Consider the following 17,922-nt stretch of genomic DNA (forward strand, 5'->3'; position numbering starts at 1 on the left):
CCCCTGTCACCACGAACGGGGCCGTCCGCCCTGGACGGCGCGAGATGATGGAGCAATGAAGCGGCGACTGCAACTGACCCTGGTGGCGCTGATCGCCGCGCTGCTCTCGGTGGTCTGCCTGATCCCCGGGGTGGTCGTCCTGGTCAGCCTGCCGCTCACTGTGTTGTGGGTGGGCATCCCGCTGCTGATCGGTGCCGTCTGGGTCGGTCGCCGGCTCCTCAACGCCCACCGCAGCGGTGCGGGCTACGTGCTCGGCCGTGACGTGGCGCGTCCTTACCGCTCCGAGAGGCCGCAGCACCGCGGGTTCTTCGTGGTCGTCCGTGCGCTGCTGACCGACGAGGCGACCTGGCGCGACCTGCTGTGGATCGGTGTCAACGCCACCGCCGGGCTGTCCCTGGTGCTGCTTCCTCCGGTGTTCCTCGCCGGTGCGGCGGCCGCCGTTCTGCTGCCCCTCGTGGCGCTGACGCCGTGGGTGGTCCCTCTCGCCGACTGGTGGCTGCAGGGCCTGGTCGGCTGGCTCCTGGCCGCGGGCCTGCTGACGGCATGGTGGTACGCGACACCGCCATTGGTCCGAGCCTGGGCCACGATCACCAACGCCATGCTCGGACCGTCGCGGACCGCCGTCCTCAGCAGCCGGGTGGCCGCCCTGACCACCAGCCGGGCCGACAGCGTCGACTCCGCGGCCCAGGAGATCCGCCGGATCGAGCGGGACCTGCACGACGGGGTCCAGGTCCGCCTGGTCAGTCTGGGGATGACCGTCGGCCTGGCGGAGGAGCTGATCGCCGCCCACCCCGAGCGGGCCCGCCGACTGCTCGAGGAGGCCCAGGACTCGGTGACCGCCACACTGCAGGACTTGCGGCGCCTGGTCCACGGGATCCATCCGCCGGTGCTGGCTGACCGCGGTCTGGTCGGCGCGGTCCGCGCGCTGGCCCTCGACCTGCCGCTGGACATCGACGTACGCGTCCGCGGATTCGGTGCCGACGAGTCGGCCAGACTGCCCGCTCCGGTGGAGGCCTGCGCCTACTTCGTCATCTCCGAGGCGCTCGCCAACGTCGTCAAACACTCCGGCGCCGACCGCGGCGACATCGCGTTGGAGCTGGGGCCCGGCACCCTGCGCGGGGTGATACGTGACGACGGACGAGGCGGCGCCGAGGAGAGCCGGGGCAGCGGACTCAGTGGCATCCGCCGCCGGCTGGCTACCTTCGATGGGACACTGGCGGTGACCAGCCCACTGGGTGGGCCCACCATCCTCACCATGGAGCTGCCGTGCGTGCCTTAGTCGCCGAAGATCATGCGCTCCTCCGGGCCGGACTGATCCAGTTGCTCGAGGCCCATGACATCGAGGTGGTCGAGGCCGTCGCGGACGAACCGTCGCTGGTCCGGGCGCTCGGGCGTCCCGACATCGACGTGGCCATCCTGGACGTACGCCTTCCACCGACCGGGACCGACGAGGGCCTGCGGGCGGCCGTGCAGGCCCGCCGCCGCCGTCCGGGCCTGCCGATCCTGGTGTTGAGCCAGTACGTCGAACAGCTGTACGCCCGGGAACTGCTCGCCTCGGAGGAGGGCGCCGTCGGCTACCTGCTCAAGGACCGGGTCGCCAACGTCCACCAGTTCATCAGCTCCGTACGTCAGGTCGCCGCCGGTGGCACCGTGATGGATCCCGAGGTGGTCGCCCAGCTGCTGCGGCGTCGTGGCGCCCCGCTCGCCGCCCTCACCCCACGGGAACGTGAGGTGCTGGAGCACATGGCGCAGGGCCGTTCGAACGCCGCGATCGGGGACGCCATGTCGATCACCGAGAGGGCGGTCGGCAAGCACATCGCGAACATCTTCGCCAAGCTCGACCTGGTCTCCTCCGACGATGACAACCGCCGGGTGCTGGCGGTGCTGGCCTACCTGCAGCGCTGAGCGCGGGCGGTCGCGCCCCACGGCGGGACCGACCGGGCCACCCTCGGGGCCGGACCCGGCGAGCTGCAACACAACCCCCATCGACCCGTAACGCGGGTGTCACAGATGGTCACCAGACTGAGGGGCAGGCCGGTCGGTCAGTCACAGGAGGCTTCCGATGACGCACTCGGTGCTCGCCCTCGTCCACGGTGTCACCACCGGTCACGAAACCGCCCACCTGGGCACCCTGGGCCCCGCTTTCGAACGGCGCGGGCTCGGAGTGCGGATCGCGTCCTTCACCGCTGCCGAGCATCCGCCCCGGCTCGATCACGGCATCCGGATGCTGGTGGTGATGGGATCACTCGACTCGGTCCTCGATCGGGACGTGCCCTGGCTGGACCGCGAGTCCCGCTACATCGCCGAGGCCGTCGGCCGGGGTGTCCCGGTGCTCGGCGTGTGTTTCGGTGCGCAGCTGCTGTCGCGGATCCTCGGCGGACGCGTCGTGCGTGCCGAGAGGCCAGAGACCGGCCTGGTCCCGGTCGAATCCATTGACACCGAGCAGATCCCGGGCGGTCGGTGGTACTCCTTCCACCACGACCAGATCATCGCCCCGTGCGATGCGCAGGTGCTGGCCACCAGCGCCGAATGCGTCCAGGCCTTCCGGCACGGGCCGCATCTGGGCGTCCAGTTCCATCCCGAAGTGACGCCGCGGACCCTCGACAGCTGGCGCGACGGATTCGTCGGCCGCGCGGGCGGGCCGGGGGAGGAGGCCGGCCGGCTGCTGGTGGAGCACTCGCGCGAGGTGACCGCCGAGGCACCCGCACTGGCCCGGCAGGCCGAGCAGTTGGTCCGTGGCTTCGTCCGCCACGCCAGGCTGGCGGCCGCCGCCTGACCCCTCGCCGTCCCCTCTCGTGCCGGAAGTCCCTCCGACCGGCCTGTCCGCTGGGATCCTCCGGCGGCCCGGCGCGGTAGGCTCGGGGACCGACGCCACCGGCGTCCCCGACCATGAGCCTGCCCGGCCGCATACCCGGTATGTGTGCGACATCCGGGCGGGGAGAGAGGAAACCGCCGTGTCCATCACTGTGTCCCTGGTCCGGTCGTCCGACACCTCGAGCGAGGTCCTCGACGACGGCACCACGGGTCTGGACCTGTTCGGCGAGGATCGTACGATCGTCGCCTGCCGCGTCAACGGGGAGATCAAGGATCTCCACCTCCCCGTCCCCGACGGGGCGACCGTCGAACCGGTCCTGATCGGCAGCCCCGACGGGCTCAACATCCTGCGCCACTCCTGCGCGCACATCGCCGCCCAGGCCGTGCAGAACCTGCACGAGGAGGCCAAGCTGGGCATCGGCCCGCCGATCACCGACGGTTTCTACTACGACTTCCTGGTAGACGAGCCGTTCACCCCCGAGGACCTGAAGGCCCTCGAGAAGCAGATGCAGCGGATCATCAAGGAGAAGCAGCGCTTCCACCGTCGGGTCGTCACCGACGAGGAGGCCCGTACGGAGCTCGCCGACGAGCCGTTCAAGCTGGAACTGATCACCGACAAGGGGTCGGCCAGCACCGAGGACGGCTCGGCGACAGAGGTCGGCGCCGGTGAGCTGACCATCTACGAGAACGTCCGCCGCAACGGCGAACGCGCCTGGGAGGACCTGTGCCGCGGCCCGCACGTGCCGCACACCGGCTACGTCCCGGCCTTCGCGCTCACCCGGTCCTCGGCCGCCTACTGGCGGGGTGACCAGAAGAACCAGCAGCTGCAGCGCCTCTACGGCACCGCCTGGCCGTCGCGGGACGAGCTGAAGGACTACCAGACCCGGATGGAGGAGGCCGCCAAGCGCGACCACCGCAAGCTGGGCACCGAGCTCGACCTGTTCTCCTTCCCTGAGGAGATCGGCTCCGGTCTGCCGGTCTTCCACCCCAAGGGCGCGCTGATCAAGATGCAGATGGAGAACTACTCCCGGCAGCGTCACCTGGAGGCCGGTTACTCCTTCGTCTCCACCCCGCACATCACCAAGGGGCACCTGTTCGAGACCTCCAAGCACCTCGACTGGTACGCCGACGGCATGTACCCGCCGATGCGGGTCGACGAGGAGCGCGACGCGGACGGCACGGTGGTCAAGCCGGGCGTCGACTACTACCTCAAGCCGATGAACTGCCCGATGCACAACCTGATCTTCGAGTCGCGCGGGCGCTCCTACCGGGAACTGCCGCTGCGGCTGTTCGAGTTCGGGTCGGTCTACCGCTACGAGAAGTCTGGTGTCGTGCACGGCCTCACCCGGGCCCGCGGCTTCACCCAGGACGACGCCCACATCTACTGCACCCGCGAGCAGATGAAGGACGAGCTGACCCGCCTGCTCACCTTCGTCCTCGACCTGCTCAAGGACTACGGCCTCGACGACTTCTACCTGGAGCTGTCGACCCGTGACCCGGAGAAGTCGGTCGGCGATGACGCCACCTGGGAGGAGGCGACCCGTACGCTCGCCGAGGTCGCCCAGGCCTCCGGCCTGGAGCTCGTCGACGATCCGGGCGGCGCAGCCTTCTACGGCCCGAAGATCTCGGTCCAGGCCAAGGACGCGATCGGACGGACCTGGCAGCTGTCGACGATCCAACTGGACTTCTTCGAGCCGGGGCTGTTCAACCTGGAGTACACCGCGGCCGACGGCTCCCGCCAGCAGCCGGTGATGATCCACCGGGCACTGTTCGGGTCGATCGAGCGGTTCTTCGGCGTGCTGCTGGAGCACTACGCCGGCGCGTTCCCGGTGTGGCTGGCGCCGGTCCAGGTGGTCGGGATCCCGGTCGCCGGTGAGTTCACCGAGTACCTGGAGCAGGTCGCCGACACGCTGCGGGCCCGCGGCGTACGCGTCGAGGTGGACTCCTCCGACGACCGGATGCAGAAGAAGATCCGCAACGCGCAGAAGCAGAAGGTGCCCTACATGCTGATCGCCGGCGGGGAGGACCGGGAGGCCGGTGCCGTCTCGTTCCGCTACCGCGACGGTCGGCAGAAGAACGGTGTCCCGATCGACGAGGCGATCACGGAGATCGTCGACGCGATCGAGCGCAAGGTCCAGGTCTGAGCAGATGGCGGTGCAGCGGGAGCGCCCGGAGGCGCCGGACGGACCGTCGGTCACCGTCGACGCGTCGACGCTGGCCGGCGATCCGGACGTGTTCGATCGCCTGTGGGTGGCGCATCGCCAGGCGTACGTCAGCGGTGACAAGCACCCGCTGGCGGACGCCGGCGACCCCTGCCCGTTCTGCACCGCCCCCCTCGGCTCGGACGAGGACGGGCTGATCGTCCACCGCGGCAGGGTCGCGTACGTCATCCTCAACCTGTACCCGTACAACGCCGGCCACCTGATGGTGTGCCCCTACCGGCACGTGGCCGACTACACCGATCTGACGGTGGAGGAGGTGCTGGAGATCGCCGAGCTGACCCGCACCGCGATGACTGTGCTGCGCTCGGTGAGCCGGCCGCAGGGGTTCAACCTGGGGATGAACCAAGGCGAGGCGGCCGGCGCAGGCATCGCCGCGCACCTGCACCAGCACGTCGTGCCGCGGTGGCGCGGGGACACCAATTTCTTCCCGATCGTGGCGCGGACGAAGGCGATCCCTCAGCTGCTCGGCGAGACCCGTCGGTTGCTCGCCGCAGCCTGGCCCGGTCCGGCGGGACGGACCTGCTGATGCTCGAGCGGTTCCGCCACGGCTGGCGCCGGGTGATGACACCTCCTGCCCGGCTGCTGCTGGCCTGGGGCGTCCACCCGAACACCGTCACCTGGGTCGGCACTCTGTGCCTGGTGCTGGTGGCGTTCGTCACGGTCCCGTTCGGCTGGCTGTGGCAGGGCGCACTGGCGATGGGCGTGCTGGTGATGTCGGACTCGGTCGACGGCCAGATGGCCCGCCTCAGCGGCCAGCAGTCCAGCTACGGGGCCTTCCTCGACGCGACCCTGGATCGCGTCAGCGATGCCGCGGTGATGACGGCGACGATGATCCACTTCGTCCGCACCGGCGACCCGGCCTGGCTGGTCGGTCTGGCCGGTTGGGCCATCGCGATGGGGCAGATCACGTCGTACGTCAAGGCTCGGGCCGAGGCCGAAGGGTTCCGTGCCAACGTCGGCATCGCCGCCCGGGCGGACCGGCTGGTGGTGATCCTGCTCGGTCTGCTGCTGTCCGGGCTGGGTGTGCCGTGGGCGGCAGAGGCCGCCGTGGTGCTGCTCGCGGTCGCGGGCACCATCACCGTCGGACAGCGGCTGTCCACCGTCCACGCACAGGCTGAGATGCTCCCGGACCGGTGAACGCCAGCGTGATCACCGGACCGGCACCGGTGCAGACAGTCGACACCACGGATCGCCGGACACCGTGGTGGGTCATCGCCGCGATGGCCGTCGCCGGCGCGTTGACGATGCGCCTGGCCTTCCCGCAGCCCGGCTGGTGGCCCCTGTTGGTGCCGGGACTGGCCCTCGTGCTCGGCTCGGCCGCGATCCCGGCCCGCCCGCGGTCGGCCGCGCTGGTCGGCCTGCTCAGCGGTCTGGCCTTCTACCTGCCGCTGGTGCACTGGGCCACCCTCTTCCTCGGCTGGCTGCCGTGGGCCGCCCTGGGCGCCGTGATGGCCCTGTGGTGGGCACTCGGCTACGTCGCGATCTTCTGGCTGCACCGCTGGGCGCGCCACGCCTGGCCCGGGCCGGTCGGGCGCTGGCTGCTCACCCCGCTGGTCACCGCCGGGCTGTGGACCGCCCGGGACGTCGTGTCGAGCTCCTGGCCCTACCGCGGGTTCGCCTGGGGACGGCTCGCGCAGGCACTGGCCTGGAGCCCGCTGGTGGACCTGGTCGGCTGGCTCGGGCTGGCCGGCACCGGTTTCGTCCTCGCCCTGGTCGCCGCGGCTGCCGTCCCGGGCGCCCGGCGACTGGTCCGTCGTGACGTACGTCCCGCGCACCGGGCGCTGCCGCTCACCGGGTGGCTGGCGCTGGTCGTCCTGCTGGTCGCCGTGCCGGGCTACCCGTCGGTGACGACCGGGACGATCCGGGTCGCCGGCATCCAGGGCGGCGACGAACGGGCCGGCTATTTCATGGGCGGCCAACCGGGTGACGTCCTCGACGCCCACCTGCAGGCGACCGCCCTGGTGCCCGCTGACGCCCACCCGGACGTCGTCGTCTGGCCCGAGGGGGCGGCGGAGTGGGACCCGTCCCACTGGCCGTCGCTGCAGAGCCGGTTCGACGCCCTGTCCGCCCGGCTCGGCGCGCCGCTGCTGCTCGGCTCGGCGACGGACCGGAACGGCCGGACCTACCAGTCGGAGTACGTCTGGCCCTCGACCGGCGGCACCCGGGAGATCTACGACAAGCGCAATCCGGTGCCGTTCGGGGAGTACGTGCCCGACCGGGAGGTGTACGACAAGATCGTGCCGGGCCTGATCGGCCTGATCGGGCGGGACCTCCAGCCGGGCACCGGTCCGGCGGCGCTCGCACTGACCACCCGCGACGGTCGTCCGGCCGACGTCGGTGTGGCGATCTGCTACGACATCATCGACGACGCGCTGGGCCGCGAGTCGGTCCGCGAGGGCGCGCAGTGGCTGGTCTCACCGACCAACAACGCCGACTTCGGCCGCACCGACGAACTCGACCAGCAGCTCGCGTTCGCCCGGCTGCGGGCGGTCGAGACGGGGCGGTCGCTGGTCCAGGTCTCCACCGTCGGGCACACCGCCGCCTTCGGCCCGGACGGTCGCGTGCTGGCGCAGGTCCCGTGGTACACGCCGGAAGCGATGGTGGTGGACGTGCCGCTGTCGACGACGATCACCCCGGCCGTACGGTTCGGTGCGGTGATCCAGCTCACAGGTGCCGCGGTCGGTCTCCTCGGCCTGCTCACCTGCGCGGTGCTGGCGAGCAGGATCCGGCGCGGAGGCCGCCGAGAGAGCCACTCGGAATCGCCTAGGCTGTCGGTGTGAACGGAGGGCGGACGGAGCGGGGGGCGACCGCGCGCACCGACAGCATGGATCTGCTGCGCGAGATCCAGGCCAGTGCGGTGGACCCCGACTACACCCGTGAACGTGCCTGGGCCCAGGGCGGTCGAGCGCATCGCTGGGCCCAGCTTCCGGTGTTCGCCGCCGCGGCGGCGCTGTTCGCGATGTCGATGGTGCTGACGACTCGGGCGGCCCCGCAGATCCAGACGGACCGGGCCGCCATGGTGACGGCGATCGAGGCCACCCAGAAGCAGCAGGACCAGCTCCGCCAGGAGATTGCGGCCACCCGCGCCGAGACGTACGCCCTGCAGCAGAAGGGCCTGGCCAGTGACGCCGGGAACGCGCGGATCGCCGGCCAGGTCGAGCAGCTCTCCATCCCGACCGGAGCGGCTCCTGTGGTCGGGCCTGGTCTGGTCATCGTGGTGGACGACGCGTCGACCGGGGCGGCCGACGCCCGGGTGATCGACACCGACCTGCAGCAACTGGTCAACGGACTGTGGCAGGCAGGAGCCGAGGGGATCGCGATCAACGATCACCGGCTCACCGGACTGACCGCCATCCGCGGAGCCGGCGACGCGATCACCGTCGACTATCGTTCCCTCACCCGGCCGTACACCATCGCGGTGATCGGCGACCCCAACAGCCTCCAGCAGACCTTCATCACCACCGACGGTGGTGTCTGGTGGAACTACCTGGAGAAGAACATCGGTATCCGCATGACCATCACCCGGCAGAAGAAGGTGCAGCTGCCGGCCGCGACCAGGGTCACGCTCCGCCAAGCGAAGGGAGGCACCCCGTGATCCCCATCATCGGGCTCGTCGTCGGCATCGTCCTCGGGATCATCTTCCAGCCAGACGTCCCGGCCGCCCTGCAGCCGTACCTCCCGATCGCGATCATCGCCGCGATGGACGCGATGTTCGGCGCGTTCCGGGCCTGGCTGGAGGGACGATTCAGCGACCGCGTCTTCGTCGTGTCGTTCTTCTCCAACGTGTTGATCGCCGCCCTGATCGTCTGGGTGGGCGACCAGATCGGTGTCGGCTCGCAGCTCTCGACCGGCGTGGTGGTGGTGCTCAGCATCCGCATCTTCACCAACGTCGCCGCCATCCGACGGGTCATCTTCCATGCGTGATGAGGAGATCGAACGCCCCGAACGGGACGAAGGGGCCGAGGGGCCGGCCGATGCCGAGCTCGGGCAGGACCGGCCGCAGGACGACCGGGTCGCTCCGTCGACCGACGAGTCGGACGCACCGGTCGAGGATCTGGACGCGTCGGTCGAGGATCCGGATGGGCCGGCCGCGGAGACGTCCGAGTCGGACCAGGACACAGCCGCGCCGGGCGAAGACACACCCGCGCCGGGCGATGAGTCGGACGAGCCGGACGAAGCTCCGGCGGGGGACGACCTTCCGGAGAACGACGAGCCCACAGCGACCGGCATGACGCCGGAGCCGAGCGAGTCTGCCGAAGGGGGCGACCTCGGTCCGACCGGGGAGGAGCCCGGCGCAGCGGCCGAGGAAGCACCGGACGCAGGCCTCGCCCCGCAGGACAGTGTCGAGGCCCCGCAGGACAGTGTCGAGGCCCCGCAGGGCAGTGTCGAGGCCCCGCAGGACAGCCTTGACGCCGAGGTCGCCGCGTACGATACCTCCGTCGACGCCGCCGCAGGCGATGCGGCATCGGCGACCGTCACAGCGGCCCCTCCGGCGTCGGAGACGCCCGACGAGGCCAGCCCGTCGCCGGTGCGCCCCACCTTTCGGGACTGGCTGCGGCCGGAGCGCACCCAGGTGGTGGTGGCGATCCTGCTCGCCGTTGTGGCCTTCGCCGTCGTCACCCAGATCCGCAGCCGCGGCCAGGTCGACTCGTACAGTTCCCTGCGCCAGTCGGACCTGGTCGGCATGCTCGACGGGCTCAACCAGGAGTCCCGGCGGTTGCAGAACGAATTGGAGTCCCTCCAGGCCGCCCGCGACCAGCTCCAGTCCGGCCAGGATAACGAGACGCTGGCCCGCGCCCAGGCCGAGGACCGGCTGACCGCGCTGGGCATCCTCGCCGGCACCATCCCGGCCCAGGGGCAGGGGATCACCATCACCATCACCGATCCCCAGGCCAAGGTGAAACCGGCGATGATCCTCGACGCCCTCGAGGAGATGCGCGACGCCGGCGGCGAGGTGATGCAGATCAACGGCCGGATCCGGGTCGTGGCCAGCACCTGGGTCGGCAGCGGCGCCTCGGGGATCGTCGTGGACGGCCAGGCGGTGTCGACGCCGATCACCCTCGAGGTGATCGGCGATCCGCACTCCCTGGAGGAGGCGGCCCGGTTCCGCGGCGGCCTGGTGAGCCAGATCACCGACCCGCGGGTCGGTGGGCAGGTGACCATCACCAAGTCGGATAACCTGACGATCACGTCCCTGCACACCGCGCGGTCCCCGCAATTCGCCCGTACGGATCCGAACGCCGACACGGGGACGGGCAAGGGCAACTGACCCGGGCGTTACGCGCGTGTTTCGGCGCCCCGTCGGCTTACCGGCGCCCCCGGACTCTCGGCGTTAGGCTAAGGTTCAGTGTTCAGCGACGAAGGTCACCCAGACCCAGGAGGACGGATGGAGCTCCCCGAAGACCTCAAGTACAGCGAGGAACACCTGTGGGTCCGGTCGGGGAACGGCCGGGCGGTCCGGATCGGTTTCACCGAGTACGCCGTCGACCAGCTCCGCGAAGTCGTCTCCATCGACCTGCCGACCGTGGATGACCTCATCGCCGCCGGTGACGTCGTCGGTGAGGTGGAATCGGTGAAGGCCGCCAGCGACATCCTCTCGCCGGTCGCCGGCACGGTCACCCACGTCAATCCCGATCTCGATACGAACACCGCCCTGGTGAACGACGACCCGTACGGTGACGGCTGGCTGTTCGAGGTCGACCTCAACGACGACGACGGCGTCGACGACCTGCTCGACGCCGATGCGTACGCCGACCTGATCGAGTCCTGACTGCTCACCCTCGAGACCAAGGAACTGACTGACATGTTGTGCCCCTCCTGCGGCCACCTGAACACCGAAGGCAGCAAGTTCTGCTCGCAATGCGGCGAGCCGTTGGTCACGGCGTCCGAGACGACCAAGGTCATCCCGGCGTACACCGAGGACAACGACACCGACGAGCTCAACTCCGAGGAGAAGGCGGCGGTCACCGCGCTGCCGACCGGCTCCTCGCTGCTCGTCGTCCGCCGCGGCCCGAACGCCGGCGCCCGCTTCCTGCTGGACCGTGACGAGATCACCGCGGGCCGCCATCCACGCTCCGACATCTTCCTCGACGACATCACCGTGTCGCGCCACCACGTGACGTTCCTCCGCCGTCCGGAGGGCATCCTGCTGCGTGACGTCGGCAGCCTCAACGGGACGTACGTCAACCGGACGCTGGTCGATGGCGACATCCTCCTCAAGGACGGGGACGAGGTGCAGATCGGGAAGTTCCGGATGATCTACTTCACCGGCGGACGTGGCTCCCGCTGATGACGGAGGCCCGACACTCGATCGGGTGGGTGGTCAAGGAACTCACGCCCGAGTTCGCTGATCTGTCGATCTCCAAGATCCGCTATCTGGAGACCGAAGGACTGCTCAGCCCCGAGAGAGCTCCCTCCGGATACCGCAAGTATTCGGAGGGGGATGTCAAGCGCCTGCACTACATCCTCACCATGCAGCGGACGCACTACCTGCCGCTGAAGGTCATCCGCGAGCACCTCGACCAGATCGATCGGGGCCTCACCCCGCCCCGGATCGAGACCCCCAGTCCCGGTGTCCCCGATCCACCGCCCGAGCCGGTGGCCCCGCCCCCGCGCCGCCCGCTGAACGGCGCCGACCCTCGGAGCGATGATCCTCGCGGTGTCGATCCTCGCGGTGTCGACTCTCGCGCGGCCGGCGACCCGCCGACACGTCCCGCCGAGCACCGCAAGCGGCGCCCCGTACGGCTCAGTCGCGCGGAACTGATCGAGAAGTCCGGCCTGGCCGAGCCGATCCTGGCCGAACTCGAGCGGCTCCTGGTCATCACCCCCCGGCGCGGCACGCACTACTACGACCAGGACGCCTTCGCCGTGGCGGTGGCGGCCAAGCAGCTCGCGACGTTCGGCATCGATCCGCGACACCTGCGCCAGATCAAGATCGCCGCCGACAAGGAGGTCGGGTTGATCAACCAGGCCACCGCCGCGCACACCCGACGGGGCAGCTCCCGCCAGACGATCGAGGAGCTCACCCGGCTGATCAACGTCACGCACCTGGCGATGGTGCGCTCCGGGGTGCAGCGCGAACTCGGCTGACGCCACCGTACGATCCTCCCGGCCGGAGGGCTGGCGCCGGGGACGCCCGCGGGTAGGGTGGGGCCATGCGCGAGATGGACGTGGTCGGAGTTCGGGCCCAGATGCCGAACAACGAGCCCATCGTGTTGTTGCGGGAGGTCGGTGGCCACCGGATGGTCCCGATCTGGATCGGCTGGAACGAGGCGAACGCGATCGCCGAGGCCCTCGAGGGGCTGCGCCCGCCGCGTCCGCTGACCCATGACCTGATGATCGACACCCTCACCGGCCTGGGGCACGCCCTCAAGGAGGTGCAGATCACCGAACTCGAGGGCGGCACCTTCTACGCCGTCCTGCTGGTCGACGGAGTGGAGATCAGCGCCCGTCCCTCCGACGCCATCGCGCTGGCCCTGCGCTGCCAGGCCCCGGTCTACTGCGCCGAGGATGTCCTCGAGGTGGCCGGCTTCGAGGAGGAGGAAGAGGCCGAGGAGGAGGTCGAGAAGTTCCGCGAGTTCCTCGACCACGTCAGCGCCGACGACTTCGAGGACGAGCACGGGGACGGGCCCGGCGAGGACGAGGGGCCCGGCGGGGACGAGGGGGACGACCAGCGGGGCGATGACGACCCGCCGGGGGATGCCGACGACGACGGCCCGGCGTAGAGTCTGACCTGAACCCTCAACCCGTCCCTCAGCTTGAGGCACCGGGTGGGCGTGTCGCCGTACGGCGCACCGCCACGTCCGCGTGCCCTGATTAGTGTCAACGTCGTCAGCTCGAGAGCCGAGCAGGTCATCGGAAGGCGGAGAACATGAGCAGCACGGCGGACACTCCGACGTCTCGCACCGAGACCCCGCTCGCCCAGGCGACGCTCTTCGACGGTGACTTCGCGCCGGTCCCCGAGGACGTCGGATTCCGTGGTCCGGTCGCCGCCAAGGCCGCCGACATCACCTACCGCCAGCTCGACTACTGGGCCCGGATCGGCCTCGTCACGCCCGGCGTCCGCAGCGCGAGCGGGTCGGGCAGCGCCCGGCTCTACAGCTTTCGCGACATCCTCCTGCTGAAGGTGATCAAGCGGCTGCTCAGCGCCGGCGTCTCCCTGCAGCAGATCCGTACGGCCATCGACTACCTGCGTGATCGCGGGGTGGAGGACCTCACCGAGGTGACGCTGATCAGCGACGGCGTCTCGGTCTACGAATGCACCCGCGACGACGAGGTGATCGACCTGCTCAAGGGCGGTCAGGGCATGTTCGGCATCGCCATCGGGTCGGTGTGGCGCGACGTGGAGGGATCCCTCGCCGAGCTGCCGGCCGAACGCAACGCCGAGGAGACCCCGACCGTCGTGCCCGGCGACGAGCTCGCCGCCCGGCGTCGCCGCCGTCAGGCCAGCTGACCCTCGACCGGCTGCCCGAGGGCCCGGAGGACGCGGTGATGACCAGGCTGAAGGAGGTGCCGGCCCGCGCGAAGCGGGTGCCCTGGATCGCGCACCTGCTGCGGATGCAGCACCGCTACGGCACCCGGCTGGGCGACCAGTTCGCCGGGGCGATCACCTACTTCTCGGTGCTGGCACTGGTGCCGCTGTTGATGATCACCTTCGCCGCGATCGGATTCACCCTCACCGTCGTACGTCCCGACCTGCTCGTCCTGGTCGAGGAGTCGATCACCCGCCAACTGTCCGGGATCGGGCCCGACCTGCAGCGGACGATCTCCGGGATCGTCCGCAGTTTCCTGGTCAACTGGGGCACCATCGGGCTGGTCGGTCTGCTGTCCGGGATCTACTCGGCCTCGGGCTGGGCGGGCAACCTGAAGAACGCGATCCGCGCCCAGACCCGACAGCAGTTCGACCTCGCCGGGCACAAGCGCGGCATCCTCGCGGAGACCGCGGTGAACGTCGCACTGATGCTGGGACTGCTGGTGCTGATCCCGCTCACCATCGCCCTGGCCAACGCCTCGACCACGCTGACCGACCTCCTGCTCCAGCTGATCGGCGGGGAGGGGATCCCCGGTGTGGGCGCGGCGCTGCGTCTGGTGGGGATCCTCGCCACCGCGGCGGCCGGCTGGGTGCTCTTCGTCTACCTGCTGACGGTGTTCCCGGAGGAGAGATTCGCCTTTCGGGTGACCTGGCGCGCCGCCCTGATCGGCTCGGTGGGGCTGGGTCTGCTGTCGTACCTGACGAGTTTCCTGGTCGCCGCCTTCACCGGCAACGCGGCCGCGGCACTGTTCGGCCCGGTGATCGTGCTGATGCTGTTCCTCAACCTGTTCGCGAGGTTGATCCTCTACGTCGCCGCCTGGATGGCGACCGCCGTCCAGCAGGCCAATCCGCTCCGCGTGCAGGACATCGACGCCCCGCTGGTGGGTGCGGCCGCGAGCCCGCCTGCCCCGCCCGGTGTACCGGACACGGCCCCGCCCGGTGTACCGGACATGGCAACGGTCGGCGGCGCCGACGACCGGGTCGCTGCGGCCGCCGCCCCGCCACCCGGCAGCATCCAGGTCAGCCGCAGGATGGCCGTACGCAACGCCCGGCTCGCGCTGCGCACCGGATGGATCACCGGTGCCGTGGCAGGGATGGGGGTGGGCACCCTGCTGGCCGCGGTGGCACGTCTGGCGCGTCGGCACTGAAGCTCCCGCTGGAAGACCGAGCGCAGGCCCGGCGACGCGCAGGAGATGGCGTACGAGGTCGCGTACGTCGACCGTCCGCCCAGGTCGGGACATGGGCGGGGCGGGACATGGCCGTGGATCGGGACATGGCCGTGGGGCGACCGCCGCAGCGGCCGCCCCACGAGCGAAAGGTCCCGCAGGCCGCGGATCAGTCCTGCAGCGGCTTGGTGGACTTCGGCATCGGCTGGCCGATCTGGCGCAGCATCTCGGTGAACCACTCGCTGGTCACGTCGAACGGCTTGCCGCCCTTGATCCGCTCGAACTCGATGGCGCGCAACTCGTCGTCGTGCTCCTCGTCGTTGCCGATCACGCCGGGCACCTTGCCCAGCGCCGACTCCACGGCGAGATCGCACATCGAGGAGATCAGGTCGACGTCCCACTCGACCGGAGCGGCGGACCGGGAGTAGTAGCCGGACTTCTGGACCAGCACCTTCTCGGCGCCGATCCGCTCGGCGAACTGGCTGGCGAACCAGTTGCCCGGGTTGATCTTGTCGAGCTTGACGTGCCCGAAGGCGTCCCGCGGCACCTCCTCGCCGGACTCCTCGAGCTCCTGCACGATGCCCTCGACACCGGCGCCCTCGGACAGGAAGATCGTCACGTTGCCGACCCGGTCCATGATCTCCTTGAGGCGGGCCGCCTCGTCGTCGATGCTGAACTCGTCCTCGGGGACGTACACGGCGTGTACCTCCCAGGCCTCGCGGCTCAGCCCGATCTCCGGCAGCCAGGCGCGGGTGTCCAGCCAGTTGCGGTACTCGCGGGCGGTGGCGGCGGTCAGCCAGCCGCAGTGCCGGCCCATCACCTCGTGGACGATGAGCTCGCGACCGACAGAGTTGTGTTCCGCGATGATGTTGCGGGCGAAGACCGCGCCCATCTCGGCGGCGGTCTGGGCGCCGAGCGACTGACGGATCGGCACGATGTCGTTGTCGATGGTCTTCGGCAGACCGACCACGGTCAACTCGTAGTCGTGCTCGTGCAGGTAGGCGGCCAGATCGGCCGCGGTGGTGTTGGTGTCGTCCCCACCGATCGTGTGCAGGATCTCGACACCGTCGGCGACCAGGCGATCGGCCGCGACCTTGAGAGCGTTCTCCCCGGGCTGGATCAGACCGCGCTCGAGCAGGTCCTTCTCATTGGTGAGCTTCACGCGCGAGTTGCCGATCGGCGACCCGCCGTACGTGTGGAGCAGACCGGCGCTCGCTCGGACGGCCGGCGTCACCGTGAGGAAGTCCCCCTGGAGGAGACCCTGGTATCCGTGCTTGTACGCGATGATCTCGCGCTCGGGGGCGATCTCGGTGTAGCGCTGGATGAGACCGCCGATGGCGGAGGACAGGCAGGGGGCGAAGCCACCGGCCGTCAGCAGAGCTACCTTGCCCGGCATGTGAATACCTTTCGTTCGTGAACGGGACGCGACAAGCCTAAAGCGCGCCCGTCCGGCCGGGAGGGGCGGGGTGGCCGTGGCCGCCGCGCCACGAACCGTCGGCGTGCCATCATGCCGATGTCGCGGGTGGGGGACACCGCGCAGAACACCGGGGGGATCCGATGACGACGTACGCAGCCGGCCCTGGGCCGGCCCGACCAGGGCGCCGCGACCAGCGGGGGCACGCCCTGTCGGTGATGGTGCTGCTGGTCACCGTGGCGCTGGGACTGATGGCCGGGCTGGTCGTCGACGGGGGCCAGCAGGTGACCGCGATGCGACGGGCGACCGCCGTGGCCGAGCACGCCGCCCGGGCCGCCGCCGACGCGGCGGCGGCCTCGGCACTGGAGGGCGGGCCCGATCCGCAGGCGGCCGGGGCGGCGGCGTCGGCGGTGCTGGCGGCCGAGCCGGAGGTCACCGGGACGGTGACGATCCGGCCGGGTCGGCGGATCCGGGTCGAGACCCGGGCCGAGCGACCCACCGTGTTCCTCTCGGTGATCGGCATCGGTAGCGTCCACGCCAGTGCGTCGGCCTCCGCCGATCTGGTGCGGATCGGCTGAGCGACCCGTACGGTGCCTCAGCCCAGGCTGGCGGCCATCCGCGAGATCGCCTCGGTGAGGATCTCCGGGGAGGTCGCGAGGTTGAGGCGTACGTGTCCGCGGCCGATCGACCCGAACGCCGGGCCCGGGTTGAGCGCGACCCGCGCCGAGTCCAGGAAGTGCCGGTAGGGATCGGCCAGCCCCAGCGCCGTGCAGTCCAGCCAGGCCAGATAGGTCGCATTGCCGGGCAGCTGGGTGACCGCCGGCATCGTCGAGGCCAGCAGCCGGTCCACCAGGGCCCGGTTCGCGGCGATCTCGCTGCGCAACTGGGTGAGCCACGGCCGGCCCTCGTCGAGCGCGACGGTGTGGCTCAGCACTGCGAGGTGGCTGGCCGCCCCACGGGCGGCGTCGTACGGCACCGCCGCGAGGTCCTTCGTCGCGGCCGGGCCGGCGACCATCACGGCGGCCTTGAGGCCGGCGAGGTTCCAGGCCTTCGAGGCGCTGAAGAGGACCAGCGCGTCCTCCGAACCGGGCATCGACAGATAGGGCACGTAGTCGATGCCGGGATCGGTGAGCGGGGCGTGGATCGCGTCGACGATCACCCGGATCCGGTGTTCCGTGGCCAGCCGGGCCACCGTCGCCAGGTCCTCGGCGGAGTGGGCGCGGCTGGTCGGGTTGTGCGGGCTGGCGAGCAGGTAGGCGGAGGGCCGTACGCCGAGACGCCCGGAGAACGCCGCCTCCAGTGCGGCCAGATCGAGGCGGCCGTCGGCAGCCATCGGCACCTCGAGCAGTTGACGTCCAGTGCCGGTGACGGCGGCGAAGAACGGTGGGTAGACCGGCGGATCGACCACCACGTGGTCACCGGGTCGGGTGGTGACCTCGATGGCGTTGCGGATGCCGCCCATCACGTCGGGCATCAGGCCGATCCTGGCCGGGTCGAGTTCCAGCCCCCACTGGTCGGCGGCGAACCGGGCGACCGCCTGCTCGTAGACCGGACCGGACGGATAGCCGGTGTCGCCGCGGTCGATCGCCTCGTGCAGGGCGGCGGCCACCGGGGGAGCCACCCGGCAGTCCATCTCCGCGACCCACAGCGGGAGGACGTCCGGCGGGTAGCGGCGCCACTTCATCGACGTGCGGGTGCGCAGCTCGGCCAACGGAACAGTGAGGATCTCGTACGTCACGCCCAGCAGACTAGTGCGCCGACCCGCACAGTGACGGC

General features: G+C 70.5%; 18 protein-coding genes and 1 pseudogene. 17 read left to right on the forward strand and 2 right to left on the reverse strand.

Going from position 1 to position 17,922, the window contains the following annotated elements; translation table 11 throughout:
* Positions 1 to 55 precede the first annotated feature (55 nt).
* The 16 genes and pseudogenes from R0146_RS12865 (at position 56) to R0146_RS12940 (ending at position 14,714) form a co-directional block, all read left to right on the forward strand.
* The gene (locus R0146_RS12865) at positions 56 to 1,279 is read left to right on the forward strand and encodes a sensor histidine kinase (RefSeq protein WP_317690250.1); all 1,224 of its coding nucleotides are present in this window, start codon (positions 56 to 58) and stop codon (positions 1,277 to 1,279) included.
* Positions 1,267 to 1,905, forward strand: coding sequence for a response regulator (locus tag R0146_RS12870; RefSeq protein ID WP_317690251.1), 639 nt, complete (start codon positions 1,267 to 1,269; stop codon positions 1,903 to 1,905). The genes R0146_RS12865 and R0146_RS12870 overlap by 13 nt, the downstream gene beginning before the upstream one ends.
* 157 nt (positions 1,906 to 2,062) lie before the next feature.
* Complete coding sequence (locus R0146_RS12875) at positions 2,063 to 2,776, forward strand: type 1 glutamine amidotransferase (RefSeq protein ID WP_317690252.1); 714 nt, start codon at positions 2,063 to 2,065, stop codon at positions 2,774 to 2,776.
* Between the two features lie 178 nt (positions 2,777 to 2,954).
* Positions 2,955 to 4,958 (forward strand): threonine--tRNA ligase, encoded by a 2,004-nt coding sequence (gene thrS / locus R0146_RS12880; RefSeq protein ID WP_317690253.1) that lies wholly within the window; start codon positions 2,955 to 2,957, stop codon positions 4,956 to 4,958.
* Between the two features lie 4 nt (positions 4,959 to 4,962).
* Positions 4,963 to 5,562 carry an HIT family protein gene (locus R0146_RS12885; protein ID WP_317690254.1) on the forward strand — a complete coding sequence of 200 codons (600 nt, stop codon included), beginning with the start codon at positions 4,963 to 4,965 and terminating at the stop codon, positions 5,560 to 5,562.
* A complete protein-coding gene (gene pgsA / locus R0146_RS12890) occupies positions 5,562 to 6,173 on the forward strand; it encodes a phosphatidylinositol phosphate synthase (RefSeq protein ID WP_317690255.1) in 612 nt (203 codons plus the stop codon). The genes R0146_RS12885 and pgsA overlap by 1 nt, the downstream gene beginning before the upstream one ends.
* Positions 6,170 to 7,816 carry an apolipoprotein N-acyltransferase gene (lnt, locus tag R0146_RS12895; protein ID WP_317690256.1) on the forward strand — a complete coding sequence of 549 codons (1,647 nt, stop codon included), beginning with the start codon at positions 6,170 to 6,172 and terminating at the stop codon, positions 7,814 to 7,816. The genes pgsA and lnt overlap by 4 nt, the downstream gene beginning before the upstream one ends.
* Positions 7,813 to 8,631, forward strand: coding sequence for a DUF881 domain-containing protein (locus tag R0146_RS12900; RefSeq protein ID WP_317690257.1), 819 nt, complete (start codon positions 7,813 to 7,815; stop codon positions 8,629 to 8,631). Before lnt ends, R0146_RS12900 begins: the two co-directional genes overlap by 4 nt.
* Positions 8,628 to 8,960, forward strand: a complete 333-nt coding sequence (locus R0146_RS12905; protein WP_317690258.1) for a small basic family protein — start codon at positions 8,628 to 8,630, stop codon at positions 8,958 to 8,960. The genes R0146_RS12900 and R0146_RS12905 overlap by 4 nt, the downstream gene beginning before the upstream one ends.
* A complete protein-coding gene (locus R0146_RS12910; RefSeq protein ID WP_317690259.1) occupies positions 8,953 to 10,305 on the forward strand; it encodes a DUF881 domain-containing protein in 1,353 nt (450 codons plus the stop codon). Before R0146_RS12905 ends, R0146_RS12910 begins: the two co-directional genes overlap by 8 nt.
* A 117-nt stretch (positions 10,306 to 10,422) precedes the next feature.
* Positions 10,423 to 10,806 (forward strand): glycine cleavage system protein GcvH, encoded by a 384-nt coding sequence (gene gcvH / locus R0146_RS12915; RefSeq protein ID WP_317690260.1) that lies wholly within the window; start codon positions 10,423 to 10,425, stop codon positions 10,804 to 10,806.
* Complete coding sequence (locus R0146_RS12920) at positions 10,807 to 11,325, forward strand: double zinc ribbon and FHA domain-containing protein (RefSeq protein WP_411567205.1); 519 nt, start codon at positions 10,807 to 10,809, stop codon at positions 11,323 to 11,325.
* Positions 11,325 to 12,125, forward strand: coding sequence for a transcriptional regulator FtsR (locus tag R0146_RS12925; RefSeq protein WP_317690262.1), 801 nt, complete (start codon positions 11,325 to 11,327; stop codon positions 12,123 to 12,125). The genes R0146_RS12920 and R0146_RS12925 overlap by 1 nt, the downstream gene beginning before the upstream one ends.
* 65 nt (positions 12,126 to 12,190) lie before the next feature.
* Positions 12,191 to 12,643 (forward strand): annotated as a pseudogene (locus R0146_RS12930) (bifunctional nuclease family protein); the annotation flags it as partial.
* Positions 12,644 to 12,906: 263 nt separating this feature from the next.
* Positions 12,907 to 13,488 carry a helix-turn-helix domain-containing protein gene (locus R0146_RS12935; RefSeq protein WP_317690263.1) on the forward strand — a complete coding sequence of 194 codons (582 nt, stop codon included), beginning with the start codon at positions 12,907 to 12,909 and terminating at the stop codon, positions 13,486 to 13,488.
* Between the two features lie 38 nt (positions 13,489 to 13,526).
* Positions 13,527 to 14,714, forward strand: coding sequence for a YhjD/YihY/BrkB family envelope integrity protein (locus R0146_RS12940; RefSeq protein WP_317690264.1), 1,188 nt, complete (start codon positions 13,527 to 13,529; stop codon positions 14,712 to 14,714).
* A 187-nt stretch (positions 14,715 to 14,901) separates the two neighbouring features.
* Here the strand turns inward: R0146_RS12940 and R0146_RS12945 are convergent, their stop codons facing one another.
* Positions 14,902 to 16,128 (reverse strand): pyrophosphate--fructose-6-phosphate 1-phosphotransferase, encoded by a 1,227-nt coding sequence (locus R0146_RS12945; RefSeq protein ID WP_317690265.1) that lies wholly within the window; start codon positions 16,126 to 16,128, stop codon positions 14,902 to 14,904.
* 161 nt (positions 16,129 to 16,289) lie between these two features.
* Between R0146_RS12945 and R0146_RS12950 the strand changes: the two genes are divergently transcribed.
* Positions 16,290 to 16,724 (forward strand): pilus assembly protein, encoded by a 435-nt coding sequence (locus R0146_RS12950; RefSeq protein ID WP_317690266.1) that lies wholly within the window; start codon positions 16,290 to 16,292, stop codon positions 16,722 to 16,724.
* Positions 16,725 to 16,741: 17 nt separating this feature from the next.
* On the opposite strand, the gene R0146_RS12955 is transcribed toward R0146_RS12950, so the two are convergent.
* Positions 16,742 to 17,884: a MalY/PatB family protein gene (locus R0146_RS12955; RefSeq protein ID WP_317690267.1), complete on the reverse strand. Its 1,143-nt coding sequence runs from the start codon at positions 17,882 to 17,884 to the stop codon at positions 16,742 to 16,744.
* Between the last annotated feature and the right edge of the window lie 38 nt (positions 17,885 to 17,922).

Source organism: Raineyella sp. LH-20, from assembly GCF_033110965.1.
Lineage (GTDB): Bacteria > Actinomycetota > Actinomycetes > Propionibacteriales > Propionibacteriaceae > Raineyella.